Here is a 15413-nt window from a genome sequence, read left to right as displayed (position 1 = left end):
CATGCGGAGAATCGAAGGCCTATTCGCCGCAGAATCCGCGGTGAATAAGCGTTGTAATCGCTGCACTCGCAAGGGGGCCATCATCACCAAATACTCTCGGGACACCGCGCTGCGGGATTCAACGAACGTGCGAAGCCCTCAAACCAACTCGGCGACCGGCCGGATGAGCAATTCGGTGACGTACCGGTCCTCGGAGTCGAGCCATGCCCCGAAATCTTTGTCACGGTAAGCGGTCGCCAGTGTGAGCCACCCCAGGAAGAACCCGGTGCCGCCGCACGTGGCGCTGCCCCCGTCACCACCACAGACGACGGCTCGCTCGGTGGTGAACTCGTGCCGGTACGGATCTTGGCCGATCATGAGACCCCACAGGTTCGCCTCCCGGTGTGGCCCTGCCGAATGATCGAACGGATAGCCGCCGTCCAAGCTGTCGTCACCCCAGCGGAACAGGGTGGAGGCTCCGGCGCCGCAGGCATACTCCCATTCGTCCGGGGTGCTCGCCCGCACTCCCAGCGCGGCCGTCGCGTGCAACGCCTGCTCGTAGGAAACCTGTTCGACCACTTGGGCGTGACGCACCTGCCCCAGCTCGTCGAACTCGACCTTCAGACCTCCGTCCGCGCCCGACAGCATAATTGTGGCGCCGGGCCGAGCACCGGATTCCGCGATCAACTCGAGGACCCGCGGATCATCGGCCGGCACACTCACCAGGCATGGATCCAGCGCCTCCACCCCGACGAGCATCGCGGGAAGGTCCACCATCCGCTCCGGGGAGGTCATGGTGTCGACGAAAGCTGTGATCACCGGCAGGCCGTACTCCTCGGCGCTCTCGGCGAAATCGGCCGCCTGGTGTGGCGACGGGACGAACCGGCCCCCGTCGTAGCCGAGTCGCACCCGACCTCCCGGGACCAGCGAGAACCGCGTACCGGCCCGGGCGAACAAGGCAATACGCTGGTGCCGACCCGCGTACTCGTGGCGGTGGACACCGATAAGCTCCGCGTTGTTCTCGCGGGCTATGGCACGCGCAACCCGCGTCGCCGATTCATCGGACAGTTCCCGCCACCGGGCGGCGGTCAGATCGGCATGGGTCACCCCGGCATTCTCGCGAGAACCGTCGGACGGTGCCAAGCCGGTACTGTAGGCCCGGCGGGTGGGGCATTCGACGTATGCCACACCGCAGGTACGCGGCCCTGCTACGAGCGAAAAGCGTTCGAGGGAAACGAGTTTCCGCAGGTGTTCAGGGGATTTGGTTCGGCAACCGCCGTGGGTTGGTGAGCAGGGTGGCGAATTCGCTGGCGTAGCGACTATGCGTGCAGGTGAGGGAACTGGGCGGTTGCGTCGAGTTTTTAGCGCCGGTAACGTCTGGACGAGCCGGCAGCAGGGGGCGGAGACGCCGGTCCTCCCCATACCGGACCAGTGGTGTCATCGGCGGTGGAGGATGAGGCATGGTGGCCACAGCGGGTCGGGGGCGGTTGATTGTTGCGCTGGTGTGCGGGGCGGTGCTGACGCTGACAGGGTGTGAATCGTCGACAGACAGTGCGACTCCCACTGAGACTTCAGAGTCGCCAAGTCTCGCAGCCAATGTTCCGGCAGGGTTCGACCCATGTACTGACATCCCGCAAAGCGTCCTCGATTCTGAGGGGCTCGAGCAGAAGATCCCAGATAGTTCTGATTTGTCGAGCGGGGTAAAGCGCCAAGGATGCATGTGGGTGCAGACCGACGGTTACGCTGCCAGCATCGTGACGACGAACGTCACGCTGGACATGGTGCGAGGTAAAAACTTCCCTGAGGCAACGGAATTCACGATCGGTAGTCGCCGGGCGCTCTCCACGCGACAGTTGGAGGCTCATGCGGAAGAATCCTGCTATGTCAATGTGGAGATGACCGGGGGCAGTCTGGAGTTCGGATTGACGAATTCGTCTTCGAATCGCAAGACCGGCCATCTCAATACTTGTGACCTTGCGCGGACGCTGGCCGAGAAAGTTGCACCTACTATCCCGGTAGGAGCGTGATCCAGTTGGTATCCAGATTGTTGCTATGGGAGGGATGGCAGTATGAGTGATGAAGCAGCGCCGCGGCCGATGACCAACATGATCAATGCGGCGAATGAGGGACAGATTACTGTCCGGATGGCTCCGGAAGAGTTCATCAACTTGGATCGCGACTGTAGCCTGTTTCTAGGGGTGATCGAGCAAATTAAGCGTATCGCAGGTGAAATATCTCGCCAGGACCACTGGGGGCTGGGTGAGGCCGACGACGATCTTAGTTCCGCTCGTGCCATGGTCGGTCGCTATAAGGTGAAGGCGCAGGGTGCGCCCGACGGCAACGGTGTTTACGAGATCATGGATCAGCACGTCCGGATAGTTCAGGACATCCAAGACGTATATCGGATCATGCGTGATCGGATGATGCAGGCGGACAGTGAATGGGCTGCCGCCTACCATTCGCTCGAGGCCACGCTTCCCCAGCGAGCTCTGGCCGCGCCGACCTCCGGCCCGTACATACTTCCCGATGGAAGCACCAGATGAGTAACATGCCGGACTACGAGAATCCGACTATTCAGAATGGTGGGGAGAACCCGGATAGCTGGGAGCATCCCAAGATCAAGAATGCATTCAATCCACTGCTCGTAAAGGACGCAGTGGACCAGGCTGATAAGTACTGGCAGATACGTCAGCTGTGGGAACAGGGTGTAGAGACTTTCATCCGTTCCATGCAGGCCTCGCTGGCCCAAGCCTGGTCTGGGCCGGCCGCTGATCAGTCCAAACAGGCCATTCAGGACTACATCGATAATTACGCCCGCCCCGTGACCCCCGCTCTGGAGGCATTGTCTGCTGGTGTTCGTAGTGCGGCCGAGGCCATTGTCAACACCAAAAACAGCATCGGCGAGCCGATGGACACCGACGGGATCTTCGATAGTTGGTGGAACCCGTTGGTCCACGACGACGAGATCTCGCGGCGGACCCAGGAGGCTCGGGTGGCCATGACCACCCACTACGTCACCCCGTTCGGTCAGCTCGACACCAAGGTCCCGGTGATCCCGGTTCCTGTCGGCCCGACCAGCACCACCGATATCCCCGCACCCCCGCCCGGCGGGTATCCCGGTACGTCGAACCCCACCACCTCGGATACCGGCGGCCCTACGGCGACCGCACCTGGTGAAACCCCCACCGGTGAGACTCCCGGCGAGTCGGAGGAGGAGCCCCAGAGCCAACCCGAGACTCCCGGCGACGAGCAGACGAGTCAGCCGACCACCGCCGATCCCGGTGAAACCACCACTGTGCCGGCGGGTACGGACCTGCCGACTTCCACCACACCCACGGTCCCGGCGAGCACCACTCCGTCCGGCCTGACCACGAGCCCGGGTTCGCCGGGAACCCCCACAGGTTCTCCCGAAACCCAGGCACCGGGACGGACTGTTTCCGGCGCCCCGAACACGACTCAGGGCACACCGGCCGGTGCCACCACCGCCGCGTCCACCGCATCCGGAAACCGTGGTATGACAGGTATGCCGATGGGCGCCGGGGCCGGGGGGCGTGGTGGCGGCAAGGACGAGGAATCCAACCGTTCGACACCCGATTACCTGATCAACCAGGAGAACACCGACGAGCTGCTGGGCGAGACGCCGCGGACCATCCCCGGCGGAGTGATCGGCTCCAACCCCGAATAACCACTCCGGTTTTCGCCGTGTCCGGTGAACGGCCGGACCCTGGGTGGTTCCGCTCCACAGCGGAACCACCCGAATACTTCTGTCCTGCCGAAACTGCTGTATCGCATACGACAAGGGGAATGATCGATGTCCGAGTGGACGTGGGAGCCGGACGATTTCGCGGCGCTGTGGTACAGCGACGCCTACGACCGGTTCCCCAGCCCACTGCGCTACACCAGCCGTTTCGCTTTCAACGACGAAGCCCGGGCGCATCGCCTCGCGGTGCGGGAGCGGTATACGCGGGAGGAACGCGCCACTATTCAGGTGGCCCTGGATACGCTGGGCACCTCGAAAATGCATATCGCGATCTTCGGTGGCACGGTCGCGCACAAACGCAGCACCGGACGTGGCGATATGCGCAACTACCGGATCGTGGGCGCGCGCAACGAGAGTCATGCGGTGACGATGAGTCAGGCCGGTAATGCCGACGACTTCGGGTCGATCCAGGTGCGACTGTTGCGGCCGGAGCAGCTGGCGGCCCGGCTGGTGGCCGCGTTGCCCGGGTGTGCGCCCGGGACGGCGGGACCCGAAACCTTCCATCCTGACGATGTGGATTCCCGGCCGGAGCAGTTCGAGAATCCGCAGCGCACCCGCGCCCGGGAGCGGTATCGGCGGCTGGTCCGGAGACAGGCCGACGGTGGCGGTTGCGCGGTGTTGCGGATGGGGCGATTCGACGCGAATGCCGACCCGCTCCGGTCGCTGGAATGGCACGACATCACCGGCGACGGCCGCTACACCGAACAGCGCGGCACTCATGTCACCGTGCGCCCGGCCACCCCGGCCGAGTTGACCCGCCATTTCGGCAGTTGGCTGGATCTGGCCTGGCGCCGGTTGGCAGAGGAGCGCGCCGACGCCTGGTGAGCGCCGGCTTCGGGGGCATAGCGGGCCGGCCTGCCGTCGAGTGCCGACGATTGCCCTCCCGATCCGGGGGCGCCGCAGGCGGACACGGGGACCACTCACAGTCCGGCCCGTTCGCGCGGGTTCGTGATCCGAAGCCTCAGTAGATGCGGATGGTTGGCGTCGTCGAGAGCCAACGCGGCCGTCCACAGGAACGCGTCGATGGATTCGGGTAGGCACCAATCCCGCGGCGCGACGGCGGGGAGCCGCAGGAGTATCGGGTCGGCGCCGCAGTGGTGGGGGCGGACCGCCCACCACTGACGACCGGTGGCATCGATGGTGGCGGCCGCGAGGACATCCGATCCGGCGGGCAGCCGCGCCGCGGCGGTACGGACGGGTGCCGGGATATGCCGGGCGGTGCCGCGGGATTCCAGTTGATCGGCGAAAACGAGGAAGACGAAACCGAGTCCGAACATGCCGGGGCCGAGGACGGCGCGCACCCGGGCGGCCGCCGCATGGATCGGATTCGGATCCGTGACGCCCCGGCTCGGATCGACCTCGGCGCATTCGGCGTGGATCGTTTCGCCGTCGAAGCGGAATCCGAACAGTACGGGCAGCGACTCGTCGGGTACGACCGGCAGGAAATGCGCGGTGATCTCAGCGACCGACTCGTCGTCGGGGTAGCGGATTGCGGTCATCCGAGCAATCCCCGCGCGACGGTATGCGCCCAGAACTCGTGGCGGATCGCATCCCACAGACGGGCGTATTCGGGGAACCGCTCGCGCATATCCGCGAGGTCGGTGCAGGTGCGGTCGGGCAGGGGCACGCCCACACCCGAAGTATCGCGCACCTCCAAGATCCGGATCGCCCCGCCATCGAGTCGCCAGGCCGCCAGCCGGCCTTCGCATTCGGTGTGGCGCGTCGGCGCGGGTGTGCCGGTGGCGTCGGCGGGGGCCGGGAAAGCGTCTTTGCGACAACGACTTCCGTATCTCTCGGGCATGCGGCTATGTTGCTGCAGGTCACAGACTCGGCGTGGGTCGGCGGGAGGCCGTCACGGGATCGATCGGAAGTCGCAGCACGTTTCCCGGTACCTGCCTACGATTGTTCTCGAACTGAGAAACGCCGGGCGATTCGTTGAGAAACAGGGGAGGCACGATGCCGAGCAAGGCGGATCTCAGCGGCACCACACTGCCGCGGCGGCAACTGGGGAGAGCGTTGCGCGATGCGCGCCACGCACGCGGTTCGACGCTGGAACAGGTGGCCCGGGAGACCGAGTTCAGCCGGGCGACATTGAGCCGGATCGAACTGGGGCAGTATGAGCGGATCAAGGTCCGGGAAGTCGAATACCTCTGCCGCTATTTCGATCTGCCGGAAGATCGCACCCAGTATCTGATGACCATCGCGGCGGAATCGAACACCAAGGTCTGGTGGCAGAACTATCGGCATTTTATGCACGAGGGATTCAGTTCCTATCTCGAGCTGGAGGCGTATGCCACCGATTTCCGGTTCTTCCAACCGCTTGTGATTCCCGGCCTTCTTCAAACGGCCGACTATGCCAGAGCGATCTACCGCGCCTACGCGCCGGACGACCCCGAGCAGCAGATCGACAGCCGGGTAGAAATGCGGATGCAGCGCCAGCGACGGCTCGTGCAGCGCCGCTCGAAAGCTCGGATGGAGTACTTGCTGCACGAGAATGCGCTGCACACGGTGGTTGGTTCGAAGCGGATCATGGCGGATCAGTGCCGGGTAATCGCCGATACGAGCACACACGACAACATCGCTCTTCGGGTGCTGCCCTTCGCTGCCGGGCTACCGACCGGTGATGTAGTGCAGCCTTTCATCGTGCTCGACTTCCCGGATAACGAGCCGACTGTGGTCCACTCGGAGGGCGCAATCGGATCTATGACCTTCGAGGACGCCGATGATGTGACGCGCTTTCGCTCACTGTACGAAACACTTCGGTTCGCGGCGCTCGATGAGGTGACCTCGCGGGATCGAATACGAAGAATCGCAAGGAGATACGACCAGTGATGGGCGAGTTATCGGGTATGCAGTGGTTCAAGTCGTCTTACAGCGGGGGTGGCGGCGACTGTGTCGAAGTCGCGTGGCTGGGCTCGGGGCGGGTAGGCGTGCGGGATTCCAAGAATCCGGCCGGCCCCGCACTGGACTTCACACCAGCGGACTGGGATGCCTTCATCGGCCGGATGCGTGGGGACCGAAAATGATTACGCCGATTCTCCCGAACATGAACTGTGTGCGCATTTGACCAGCTCAGACAACCTATCGGACATTCTTGCAGTAGACATCGAATCGACCGCGAGCGACTTCACCTCAGCCCCGGAGGACGGGCACCTTCCAGCACGGCCGTGATCGTCCGTACCGACGTGGATATGGAACCCGTCAGCCCACCCGCTGTTCGGGCAGCTCACGCTATCCGAACAGCGAAACAGCCACCCTCCGGCCCAGACCGAGGCCATCCGCCCGAGTCATGAAGGAGCGAACCTAGTTCGGTGCGCCCTGGGCGGTCGCCACGGTGGCCGCGGCGGCCCGCTCGGCCTCCTCAACGGTGCACCGACCGAGACCGCATGCCGTCGCCACACCGTACGCGGTCCGTCCCGAGGCTGCTTCGAACAAGGCCAGGCTCCGGATACTGTCTTGTGCTCCCGCCGACGACACGACCCCGGCGATGACGCGCCAGTCCGGGTCCAGCCGGCGCAGCGGCCGGTAGAACGCCGGGTCCACCGGAGCAGGGTGAGCACCGTAAGCACAGGGTATGTGTGCGGGTGGTAACGGCACCGCGCGAGCACGCAGGTTTCGTGCGACGGCGTTCAACAGATTTACCGCCGGGGCGAGACTACGGGGAGCGAGAAGCTCTTTGTGCTGGTAATCGCCGTAGCAAAGGTGCAGGAGGGTCTGTGCACCGATATCGTGCGCCCGCGCGAGGAAATCGGCCAGCTGTCGCGCGACCAGACGACCGACCGGAGCCTGGGCACCGAATCGCGCCGCCTTCACCGCCGCGAGCTGAGCGATCGGCGATTCCACCTGCCAGGTGATCAGATCGCCGTGATCGGCCAGTACCTGGGCCATTTCGGCCAGCGAGGCCTCGACGAAAACCGGTAGGTTGCGTAGGGCCGGGGTCACCGTCCGAAGGTGGCGCAGTGCACGCCCGAGCGGAAGTCCATCGGCCACCGCCGCGCCGCCGAACACGAACAACGCCAGGTCCAGTGGATTCGGTTGACTGATCTGCAATCGTGTATCGGCGAGTTCGGGGTGTCGATCCCGCAGGGCCCGGAAGGCGGCGGCGGCCGCGCCGATACGGTCGATGCGGTCCATCGCCACATGCTGTGGTTCGAGTGTGGCACCCCGGCGGATACCATAGACGCGCATATCGGCGTAGTCGGCGAAGTCACCACTGCGCACCAATTCGAAGACGTCGCCGTGTTTCTCCCGATCGCGCAGATACTCCACGACCCAGCGGGGATCCATATCCCGCGGTACACCGGTGAGCCGGTGGCCTCGGCTGCGCTGGACGAACCATTCCAGCACGGCACTGTCCTCGGTTACCAATGGGGCAGGCAAGCTGCCCACAAAATGTACGAATCGCGTCATCACTTGTCCCGCATGTAGTTCTCACAACGGATCAGGCGCTCGCCCCCTTCGGGACCACGATCCGACGACTGCCAAGCAGAATAGGTCGATCAATAGCCAGAAGTTCGCCACTGCTGGGAATGCTGCGACGGCGAACGCGTCTGCTGCCTCCAGGCCGACTTCAACTCGCGAGCCAGGACCGACAATCAACGTCTCCCTCAGCTCTGGCCTCGCCCATTCATGCGGGACCGGGAATTCAACCTCAGGATTGGCGAAAGAGCGCTCCGACCTGTGATAATTCGATTTTTTCAGGTAGGCACCGGCGCACAGATCCGGGCCACGACCTCCTCGGGCCTGACCGTGATGCCCGGCGCGCTGATCTTCGTGATTCTCGCGACCGTGTCCGGCGTCCGTCCAGGTCATGCGCAGCGGTGGGCTCGACCGGACGCTGAGTGCGCTTCCGCACAGCTATCCGAATCGGGAAGTAGGGGTACTGAAGGTTCGGTCAGACAGTGCGGGTGCTCAGACCGCCGGAGATCGTCAGTGCCTCGCCGTTGTAGCGGCCGCCGGAGTCCGAGACCAGTAGCAGGATCAATTCCGAGACCTCTTCCGGCTGGATCAGCCCGCCCCCGGCCTCGAACATGGCCATCGCGTCCTGGCGGGTCGGATTCTCGTGGTCGGGCATCAGTTCGCGGTAGGTGGCGGGATTCATGATCATGTCGGTTTGTACGCCCGAGGGGAGGACCGCGTTCACGGTGATGCCGTGTTCGGCGACCTCCTCGGCCAGTGATTTCACCAGGCCGACCACACCCCATTTCGCGGCGGCGTAGTGGCCGGACCTGCGGCCGCCCATGCGGGCGACGATGGAGGCAGTGGCGACGATGCGGCCCGAGCCGCGCTCGATCATATGCGGGACGACGGCGCGGAAGCTGTGGTAGACGCCGGTCAGATTGACGTCGATCATGTCCTGCCAGGTCTGTTCGGGCATTTCGGCGATCAGGGCGTTGGAGGCGATGCCCGCGTTGGCCAGGAGGATGTCGATACGGCCGAATTCGTCGATGGCGCGGTCGGCGACGGCGTAGAGCTGTTCCTGGTCACGGACGTCGGCGGTGACCGGGATACAGTGGCGACCGATGTCGCCGACCAGTTTCACCGTCTCGGCGAGGTCGTCTTCCGAACCCAGCGCGTAGGGCACACTCGCGATGGGTGCGGCGATATCGCACAGCACGATATCGGCACCCGCCGCGGCCAGGGTCACGGCATGTGATCGGCCCTGTCCTCGCGCGCCGCCGGTGATGACAGCGACTTTTCCGTCCAGCTTCCCCATACTTCCTCCCGCGTCGGTTCGTCGCACCCATCCTCACACTCCCGGTATGCGTCATGTGCCGGTTCGGGCCGCCGCGATCATGTCCAGCGCTTCCGATATCGCCTGGTGACCGAGCTGATCTCCCGGATACCCGAGGGTCTTCTCGGCCGCTTCGGGTTGTGCACGGTGGGCGTGGGGCCGCGACGGACGATGTCACCCGAACCTTGCTGCCGGTGCCGTTCAGTCGCCGACCCACCGGTATCGGCGCTCTGGGCGGCCGGTGCCGCCATAACGCAACCGCACCTGTGCACGCTCGGTGTCCACGAAATGCTCGAGGTATCGGCGGGCGCTCACCCGTGAGAGTGCGGTCGCCTCGGCGCACTCCTGCGCCGACAGATCGGGATCGGCCGCCCGTAATACCTGTTGCACCAGTTCCGTGGTTTGCGCGGTCAATCCCTTTGGCATCGTGGCCGACCCGCGCGGACGGCTGCCGAAGACTTCGTCCACATCCGACTGCGCGGCCCGCGACAGCACCCCGAGCTTGGCGTGCAGCGCGGCGAAATGGCGCAGTTGATCGTAGAGCGCGCTGTAGGTGAACGGCTTGATCAAGTAGTGCAGCACGCCACCGCGCACGGCGGCGCGGATGGTGTTCACATCGTCGGCGGCGCTGATCACCACGACATCGGTCGCTTCGGCCGACTCCCGGATACCACGTAGTACGGTCAGGCCATCGATATCGGGCAGATAGATATCGAGCAGGACGAGGTCGGGGCGAAGTTCACCGATCATGCGCAGCGCGTCCGAGCCGGTATGCGCTACACCCACGACGGTGAAACCCGGTGTCTTGGCGACATATCCGGAGTGCACCCGGGCGATCATGAAGTCGTCGTCGACGACCAGCACCCGGATCACGGCCGCACCGTCGCCACGATCGGTAGCGTCGCGGTGAAGACGGCGCCCTCCGCGTTGTGCACCGAGACCGAACCGCCCCGCCGGACACACGCCTGCCTGGTGATGGCCAGTCCGAGACCGCGCTGCCCGCCTTCTTCGGCGGCCTTCGTGGTGAAGCCGTGCCGGAACACCTCCCGCGCGATGTCCGGCGCGATGCCGGGGCCCGAGTCGCGGACCACCACATGCACCTCGGTATCGCCCTGCCGCAGGTCGACCTCGATCCACCCCGTACTCGGACCCCGCAGGGCATCCAGCGCGTTGTCCACCAGATTGCCGAGCACCGTGACGATATCCGCGGACAGCGCCTCGTCCACCTCGCGCAGCTCGCTCGTCTTCGACATACGTAGTCCGACACCCTGTTCCGCGGCGAGGCTGGCCTTGGCGATCAGCAGCGCCGCGACGGCGGGATCGCCGATCCGCCCGGTCACCTCGGCGTGCCATTGATCGCGGCTGGCGCTCACCCGGCTGACGAATCGGCGGACCTCGTCGTACTCGCCGAGTTCGATCAGCCCGGCGATGGTGTGCAGCCGATTGCTGAACTCGTGCGCTTGTGCACGCAGGGTGTCGGTGGTGTTGCGGTGCTCGGTCAATTGATCTTGCAGCCGGACCAGTTCGGTGCGGTCGCGCAAGGTGACGACGGCGCCGAGGGTGCGCTGCTCGCGTCTGATCGGGGTCCGGTTCATCACCAGCACCCTGCCCCGGCGCAGGCCGATGAGGTCGGTGCCGGCGGCCTTGCCGGTGAACACGTCGAGCACACGCTCATTGAGTCCGAGCTCGTAGACGGGGCGCCCGACCGCCGTCGCCGGCAAGGAGAGCAGCGCCCTGGCCTGATCGTTGACCAGCGTGATCCGCTGCTGCTGGTCCAACCCCACCACGCCCTCGTGGATGCCGTGCAGCATCGCTTCCCGGTGTTCGACCAACCCGGTGATCTCGGCCGGCTCCAGGCCGAAGGTCTGCCGCTTCACCCACCAGGCGACCGACAGCGACCCGACGATCCCGAGTGCGCTCGCGATGCCGAGTAGGCCGAGCAGTCCAGGGAACGAATCGGTGAGTATCTGCCAGACCGCGGGTCGCTGTTTGCGCGCGGCGACGGTGCCGATGGGTCGATGGGTGTCCTGGGCGATCACCGGGGCGTACGCCACGACCGAACCGTCCAGCTCGCCCACCCAGGCCCGGCCCTCGGTCACCGGCGAATCGGCCGGCCGCAGCGGCTCACCGATCTCGTCGGGATGCTGTGAGGTGAGCACCTTCCCGTCGGCCCGCGCGATCACCACCACGTCCGCGCCGGAGGCTACCTGCGCGGATGTGGCAAACGGCGCGAGCCGCAGATGTTGCTTCGGATCGGCGAGCAGCACACGCAGGCTCGGATTGGCCGCGACATCTTCGGCAATCCCGAGCATCCGCCGCGATTCGGTGGCCCGGAACGTCTCGCTCGCTTGTGCGACCACGACCGCGGCTACCGCTGCGAGCAGGACGAGCACGATCAGCAGCTGTAGGGCCAGCAGCCGACGTGCCAGCGAGCCCTTCTTGCCCACAGTTCCGGTACCTCCTGGTCGATCGCCCCTGGTCAGTGTGACCCCGATCGTGCCGGTTCATGCCCGGCTTCGCTGTGAACACTACGAACAGAAGGATCGTTGCGCACGCAAGGCTGACATAGAACAGAGACCGGGCTCACAATTTCGGCCAGCTCGATGTAGAGATGAGGATCGACAATGCGAACCCCGAAATTGCTTACGGCCATCGTCGGTGTGCTGGCGGCCGTGTCCATGACGGCATGCACCGATACGGGCGGGTCCGCCGACAAGATCACCGGCCTGCGGATCATGGTGCCGAATTCCCCGGGCGGCGGGTACGACATCACCGCCCGCACTTCGGCCAAGGCCATGGAAGACGCGAATATCGCCAGGTCGGTCGAGGTGTTCAACCTGCCGGGCGCGGGAGGCACGGTCGGGCTCGGCCGGTTGGTCGGCGAGAACGGCAACGGCAAGTTGGTGATGCAGATGGGCCTCGGAGTGGTGGGCAGCGTCTACACCAACAAGTCCCCGTCCACACTGACCGAGACCACACCCATCGCCCGGCTGGTCGAGGAACCGGACATCATCGTGGTCGCGAAGAACTCCGAGTACACCGATATCGCGCAGCTCATGGCGGACTGGAAAGCAGACCCGGGCTCGGTCCCGGTCGGCGGCGGTTCCTCGCCGGGCGGACCCGACCATCTGGCGCCGATGCTGATGGCCAAGGCGATCGGGATCCAACCGCGGCAGGTCAACTTCGTGCCATTCGACGGCGGTGGCGAGCTGCTCGCATCCATCCTGGGCAACAAGCTCGGCTTCGGCGTCTCGGGCGTAGGAGAGTACCTCGACCAGATCCAGGCCGGTGAGCTGCGGGTGCTCGCCGTGACCGGTCCGCGGCGGATCGACGGTGTGGACGCGCCGACCCTGAAGGAGGCGGGCATCGACGTCGAATTCACGAACTGGCGCGGTGTGGTCGCGCCGCCCGGCATCAGCGACAGCGATCGCCAGGCCCTCGTCGCCGTCTACACGAGAATGCACGACTCGGCGCAGTGGAAGGATGCTGTGGCGAAGAACGGCTGGGACGACGCGTTTCTCCCCGGGGACGAGTTCGGGGGCTTCATCCAGCAGCAGACCGACCAGGTGGAGTCGGTGCTGAACGAACTGGGACTGGCGTGAGCGGCAGCGGACCCGAGCTCAGCGATCCGGGGGTCGGCCTCGGCGAGCCGGCAAGCGGCACACCCGGTGGATCGGAGGACAGCGACTCCGGCATCGCCGCTCAGCGGCACGGCGACGGCGCCGTCCGGTCCATCGCCGGCTGGTTGCGGGACCATTCCGAACTGGGGGTAGCGGCGCTGCTGGCCGGCTCGGGCGCACTGGTGATGATCGATGCGCTGACGATGACGGCCGACTTCACCCAGCGCGGCCCGGTCGGGCCCAAGGCGGTTCCGCTGGCTGTCGCTACGCTGCTGCTGGTGGTCGCCGCCGTGCTTGCCGTCGACGTGCTGCGCGGCGGCCGGGGCGAGCCGGAAGGGGGCGAGGACATCGACCTCGCCATGCCGCCCGAATGGCGGACCGTCCTGCTGCTCGTCGGGGTGTTCGTCGCCAATATCGCACTGATCGAGGTCGTCGGCTTCCCGGTGTCGGGCGCGCTGCTGTTCTGGGGTGTGGCATTCGCGCTCGGGAGCAGGCATTGGCTGCGTGACCCGTTGGTCGCTGTTTCGCTTGCGCTGGTCACCTATGTGGTCTTCGTACGGCTCCTCGATGTGCCGCTGCCCGGTGGCCCGCTGGACGGGGTGATCTGAGATGGACAGCTTTGCCAACCTGGTCGATGGATTCGGTGCCGCGCTGACCCCTACCCATCTCTTGCTCGCGGCGATCGGTGTGCTGCTCGGCACCGCCATCGGGGTGCTGCCCGGTATCGGACCGGCGATGGCGGTGGCACTGTTGCTGCCGATCACCTACAGCGTGGAGCCGACCGGCGCGTTCATCATGTTCGCCGGAATCTATTACGGCGGCATGTTCGGCGGTTCGACCACATCGATTCTGCTGAACACACCCGGCGAGACCGCGGCAGTGGTCACCGCGATCGAGGGCCATCCGATGGCGAAGAAGGGTCGCGGCGCGCAGGCGCTGGCTGCCGCGGCGGTCGGCCACTTCATCGGCGGTATCGCGGGTACGACGCTGTTGGTACTGCTGGCACCCATGGTCGCCGATCTCGCGGTGAACATCGGTGCGCCGGACTATTTCGCCGTTATGCTGCTGGCGTTCATCGCGGTCACCTCTGTGCTGGGCAGCTCGCGAGTGCGCGGATTCGCCTCGCTCGGTATCGGTTTGATGCTCGGCCTGGTCGGACTCGATCCGATTACCGGACAGCAGCGACTGACCTTCGGCTCACTCCACCTGGCCGATGGCGTCGACGCGGTCGTGGTGGCGGTCGGCCTGTTCGCGGTCGGCGAGGCACTGTGGGTCGCCGCCCATCTGCGGCACCGTCCCGCAACGCCCATTCCGGTCGGCAGGGCCTGGCTGAGCAAGGACGATATAGCGCGATCGTGGAAACCGTGGCTACGCGGACCACTCATCGGGTTCCCTTTCGGTTCGGTTCCGGCGGGCGGCGCGGAGATTCCGACGTTCCTGTCGTATACGACCGAGAAGCGGTTGTCCGCACACCGTGCCGAATTCGGGAAGGGCGCCATCGAGGGTGTCGCCGGACCGGAGTCCACCGCAAGCGCGTCGGCCGCAGGCACGATGACCACGATGCTCACGCTGGGCCTGCCGACGACGGCGGTCGCGGCCGTCATGCTCGCGGCCTTCCAGCAATACGGCATCCAGCCGGGGCCGCTGTTGTTCCAGCGGGAATCGGAACTGGTGTGGACCCTCATTGCCAGCCTGTTCATCGGAACGACGCTGCTGCTTGTGCTGAATCTGCCGTTGGCGCCGGTGTGGGCCAAGCTGCTGCAGATTCCGCGCCCATACCTCTACGCGGGCATTCTGTTCTTCGCCTCGGTCGGCGCGTACGCGGTAAGCGGTGATGTGGCCGATCTGGTGCTGCTGCTCGTGATCGGCATCATCGGTTTCATCATGCGGCGATTCGGGCTGCCGCTGCTGCCCGCGATCATCGGGGTGATCCTCGGACCGAATGCGGAACAGCAGCTGCGGCGGGCACTGCAGATCAGCGACGGCGACCTCGGCGGACTGGTGAATACCTGGTTCTCGGTGGCCGTGTACGCCGTGATCGCGACGATTCTGCTGTGGCCGCTGATTGCGAAGACGATCCGCTTCGTTCGCGACCGACGCGATTCCGGCGAAGGCACGAGCGGGGGCGGGAAATCTTCGGAGAGGGAATCGGTGGCTGTGGACGGGTAACCGTATCGGTCCACGTCCAGGCACACACCCGTGCCGGTCGGGGATCCGCCGGGGCGCCGCAATGAGGGGGCGCCCCGGCGAATCCGTGTCGGGATCTTGCCGGACCGAAGCGCGTGCCGAGGATTCACAGCAGACGTCGGTGACGGTGCTG

At 65.5% G+C, this 15413-nt stretch carries 16 protein-coding genes; 9 read left to right on the top strand and 7 right to left on the bottom strand.

Going from position 1 to position 15413, the window contains the following annotated elements; translation table 11 throughout:
• Window positions 1–138 precede the first annotated feature (138 nt).
• Window positions 139–1122, bottom strand: coding sequence for a hypothetical protein (locus tag ON38_RS18280; protein WP_218000795.1), 984 nt, complete (start codon window positions 1120–1122; stop codon window positions 139–141).
• Window positions 1123–1439: 317 nt separating this feature from the next.
• On the opposite strand from ON38_RS18280, the gene ON38_RS34990 reads away from it, so the two are divergent.
• From ON38_RS34990 to ON38_RS18265, 4 genes are all read left to right on the top strand, one after another.
• Window positions 1440–2006 carry a DUF3558 domain-containing protein gene (locus tag ON38_RS34990; protein WP_083872781.1) on the top strand — a complete coding sequence of 189 codons (567 nt, stop codon included), beginning with the start codon at window positions 1440–1442 and terminating at the stop codon, window positions 2004–2006.
• A 42-nt stretch (window positions 2007–2048) separates the two neighbouring features.
• Entirely contained in the window at window positions 2049–2522 is a 474-nt protein-coding gene (locus tag ON38_RS18275; protein WP_039826056.1) for a hypothetical protein, read from the top strand.
• The gene (locus ON38_RS18270) at window positions 2519–3664 is read left to right on the top strand and encodes a hypothetical protein (protein ID WP_245564096.1); all 1146 of its coding nucleotides are present in this window, start codon (window positions 2519–2521) and stop codon (window positions 3662–3664) included. The genes ON38_RS18275 and ON38_RS18270 overlap by 4 nt, the downstream gene beginning before the upstream one ends.
• A 126-nt stretch (window positions 3665–3790) precedes the next feature.
• A complete protein-coding gene (locus ON38_RS18265) occupies window positions 3791–4564 on the top strand; it encodes an ESX secretion-associated protein EspG (protein ID WP_039826053.1) in 774 nt (257 codons plus the stop codon).
• 95 nt (window positions 4565–4659) lie between these two features.
• On the opposite strand, the gene ON38_RS18260 is transcribed toward ON38_RS18265, so the two are convergent.
• Window positions 4660–5238 carry a hypothetical protein gene (locus ON38_RS18260; RefSeq protein WP_039826052.1) on the bottom strand — a complete coding sequence of 193 codons (579 nt, stop codon included), beginning with the start codon at window positions 5236–5238 and terminating at the stop codon, window positions 4660–4662.
• The gene (locus ON38_RS18255; RefSeq protein WP_039826051.1) at window positions 5235–5540 is read right to left on the bottom strand and encodes a hypothetical protein; all 306 of its coding nucleotides are present in this window, start codon (window positions 5538–5540) and stop codon (window positions 5235–5237) included. The genes ON38_RS18260 and ON38_RS18255 overlap by 4 nt, the downstream gene beginning before the upstream one ends.
• Window positions 5541–5695: 155 nt before the next feature.
• On the opposite strand from ON38_RS18255, the gene ON38_RS18250 reads away from it, so the two are divergent.
• Both ON38_RS18250 and ON38_RS18245 read left to right on the top strand, forming a co-directional pair.
• The gene (locus tag ON38_RS18250) at window positions 5696–6571 is read left to right on the top strand and encodes a helix-turn-helix domain-containing protein (protein ID WP_039826050.1); all 876 of its coding nucleotides are present in this window, start codon (window positions 5696–5698) and stop codon (window positions 6569–6571) included.
• The gene (locus ON38_RS18245) at window positions 6571–6765 is read left to right on the top strand and encodes a DUF397 domain-containing protein (protein WP_039826048.1); all 195 of its coding nucleotides are present in this window, start codon (window positions 6571–6573) and stop codon (window positions 6763–6765) included. The genes ON38_RS18250 and ON38_RS18245 overlap by 1 nt, the downstream gene beginning before the upstream one ends.
• 277 nt (window positions 6766–7042) lie before the next feature.
• On the opposite strand, the gene ON38_RS18240 is transcribed toward ON38_RS18245, so the two are convergent.
• From ON38_RS18240 to ON38_RS18225, 4 genes are all read right to left on the bottom strand, one after another.
• Window positions 7043–8119, bottom strand: a complete 1077-nt coding sequence (locus ON38_RS18240) for a hypothetical protein (RefSeq protein ID WP_157181806.1) — start codon at window positions 8117–8119, stop codon at window positions 7043–7045.
• 514 nt (window positions 8120–8633) lie between these two features.
• Complete coding sequence (locus tag ON38_RS18235) at window positions 8634–9455, bottom strand: mycofactocin-coupled SDR family oxidoreductase (RefSeq protein ID WP_039826046.1); 822 nt, start codon at window positions 9453–9455, stop codon at window positions 8634–8636.
• A 219-nt stretch (window positions 9456–9674) separates the two neighbouring features.
• The gene (locus tag ON38_RS18230) at window positions 9675–10346 is read right to left on the bottom strand and encodes a response regulator (protein ID WP_039826045.1); all 672 of its coding nucleotides are present in this window, start codon (window positions 10344–10346) and stop codon (window positions 9675–9677) included.
• The gene (locus ON38_RS18225; protein WP_039826044.1) at window positions 10343–11920 is read right to left on the bottom strand and encodes a sensor histidine kinase; all 1578 of its coding nucleotides are present in this window, start codon (window positions 11918–11920) and stop codon (window positions 10343–10345) included. The genes ON38_RS18230 and ON38_RS18225 overlap by 4 nt, the downstream gene beginning before the upstream one ends.
• A 177-nt stretch (window positions 11921–12097) precedes the next feature.
• Here ON38_RS18225 and ON38_RS18220 point away from each other — a divergent pair, with 177 nt between their 5' ends.
• Genes ON38_RS18220 through ON38_RS18210 form a run of 3 tightly spaced genes read left to right on the top strand, consistent with a single transcriptional unit; the run spans window position 12098 to window position 15262 of the window.
• The gene (locus ON38_RS18220) at window positions 12098–13075 is read left to right on the top strand and encodes a Bug family tripartite tricarboxylate transporter substrate binding protein (protein WP_039826043.1); all 978 of its coding nucleotides are present in this window, start codon (window positions 12098–12100) and stop codon (window positions 13073–13075) included.
• A complete protein-coding gene (locus ON38_RS18215; protein WP_083872780.1) occupies window positions 13072–13701 on the top strand; it encodes a tripartite tricarboxylate transporter TctB family protein in 630 nt (209 codons plus the stop codon). The genes ON38_RS18220 and ON38_RS18215 overlap by 4 nt, the downstream gene beginning before the upstream one ends.
• Window position 13702: 1 nt before the next feature.
• Window positions 13703–15262: a tripartite tricarboxylate transporter permease gene (locus ON38_RS18210; protein WP_051164932.1), complete on the top strand. Its 1560-nt coding sequence runs from the start codon at window positions 13703–13705 to the stop codon at window positions 15260–15262.
• Window positions 15263–15413 lie beyond the last annotated feature (151 nt).

This window comes from Nocardia testacea NBRC 100365 (genome assembly GCF_000308775.1).
In the GTDB taxonomy this organism is placed as follows: domain Bacteria; phylum Actinomycetota; class Actinomycetes; order Mycobacteriales; family Mycobacteriaceae; genus Nocardia; species Nocardia testacea.
This window is presented reverse-complemented; position numbering and strand designations above follow the sequence as displayed.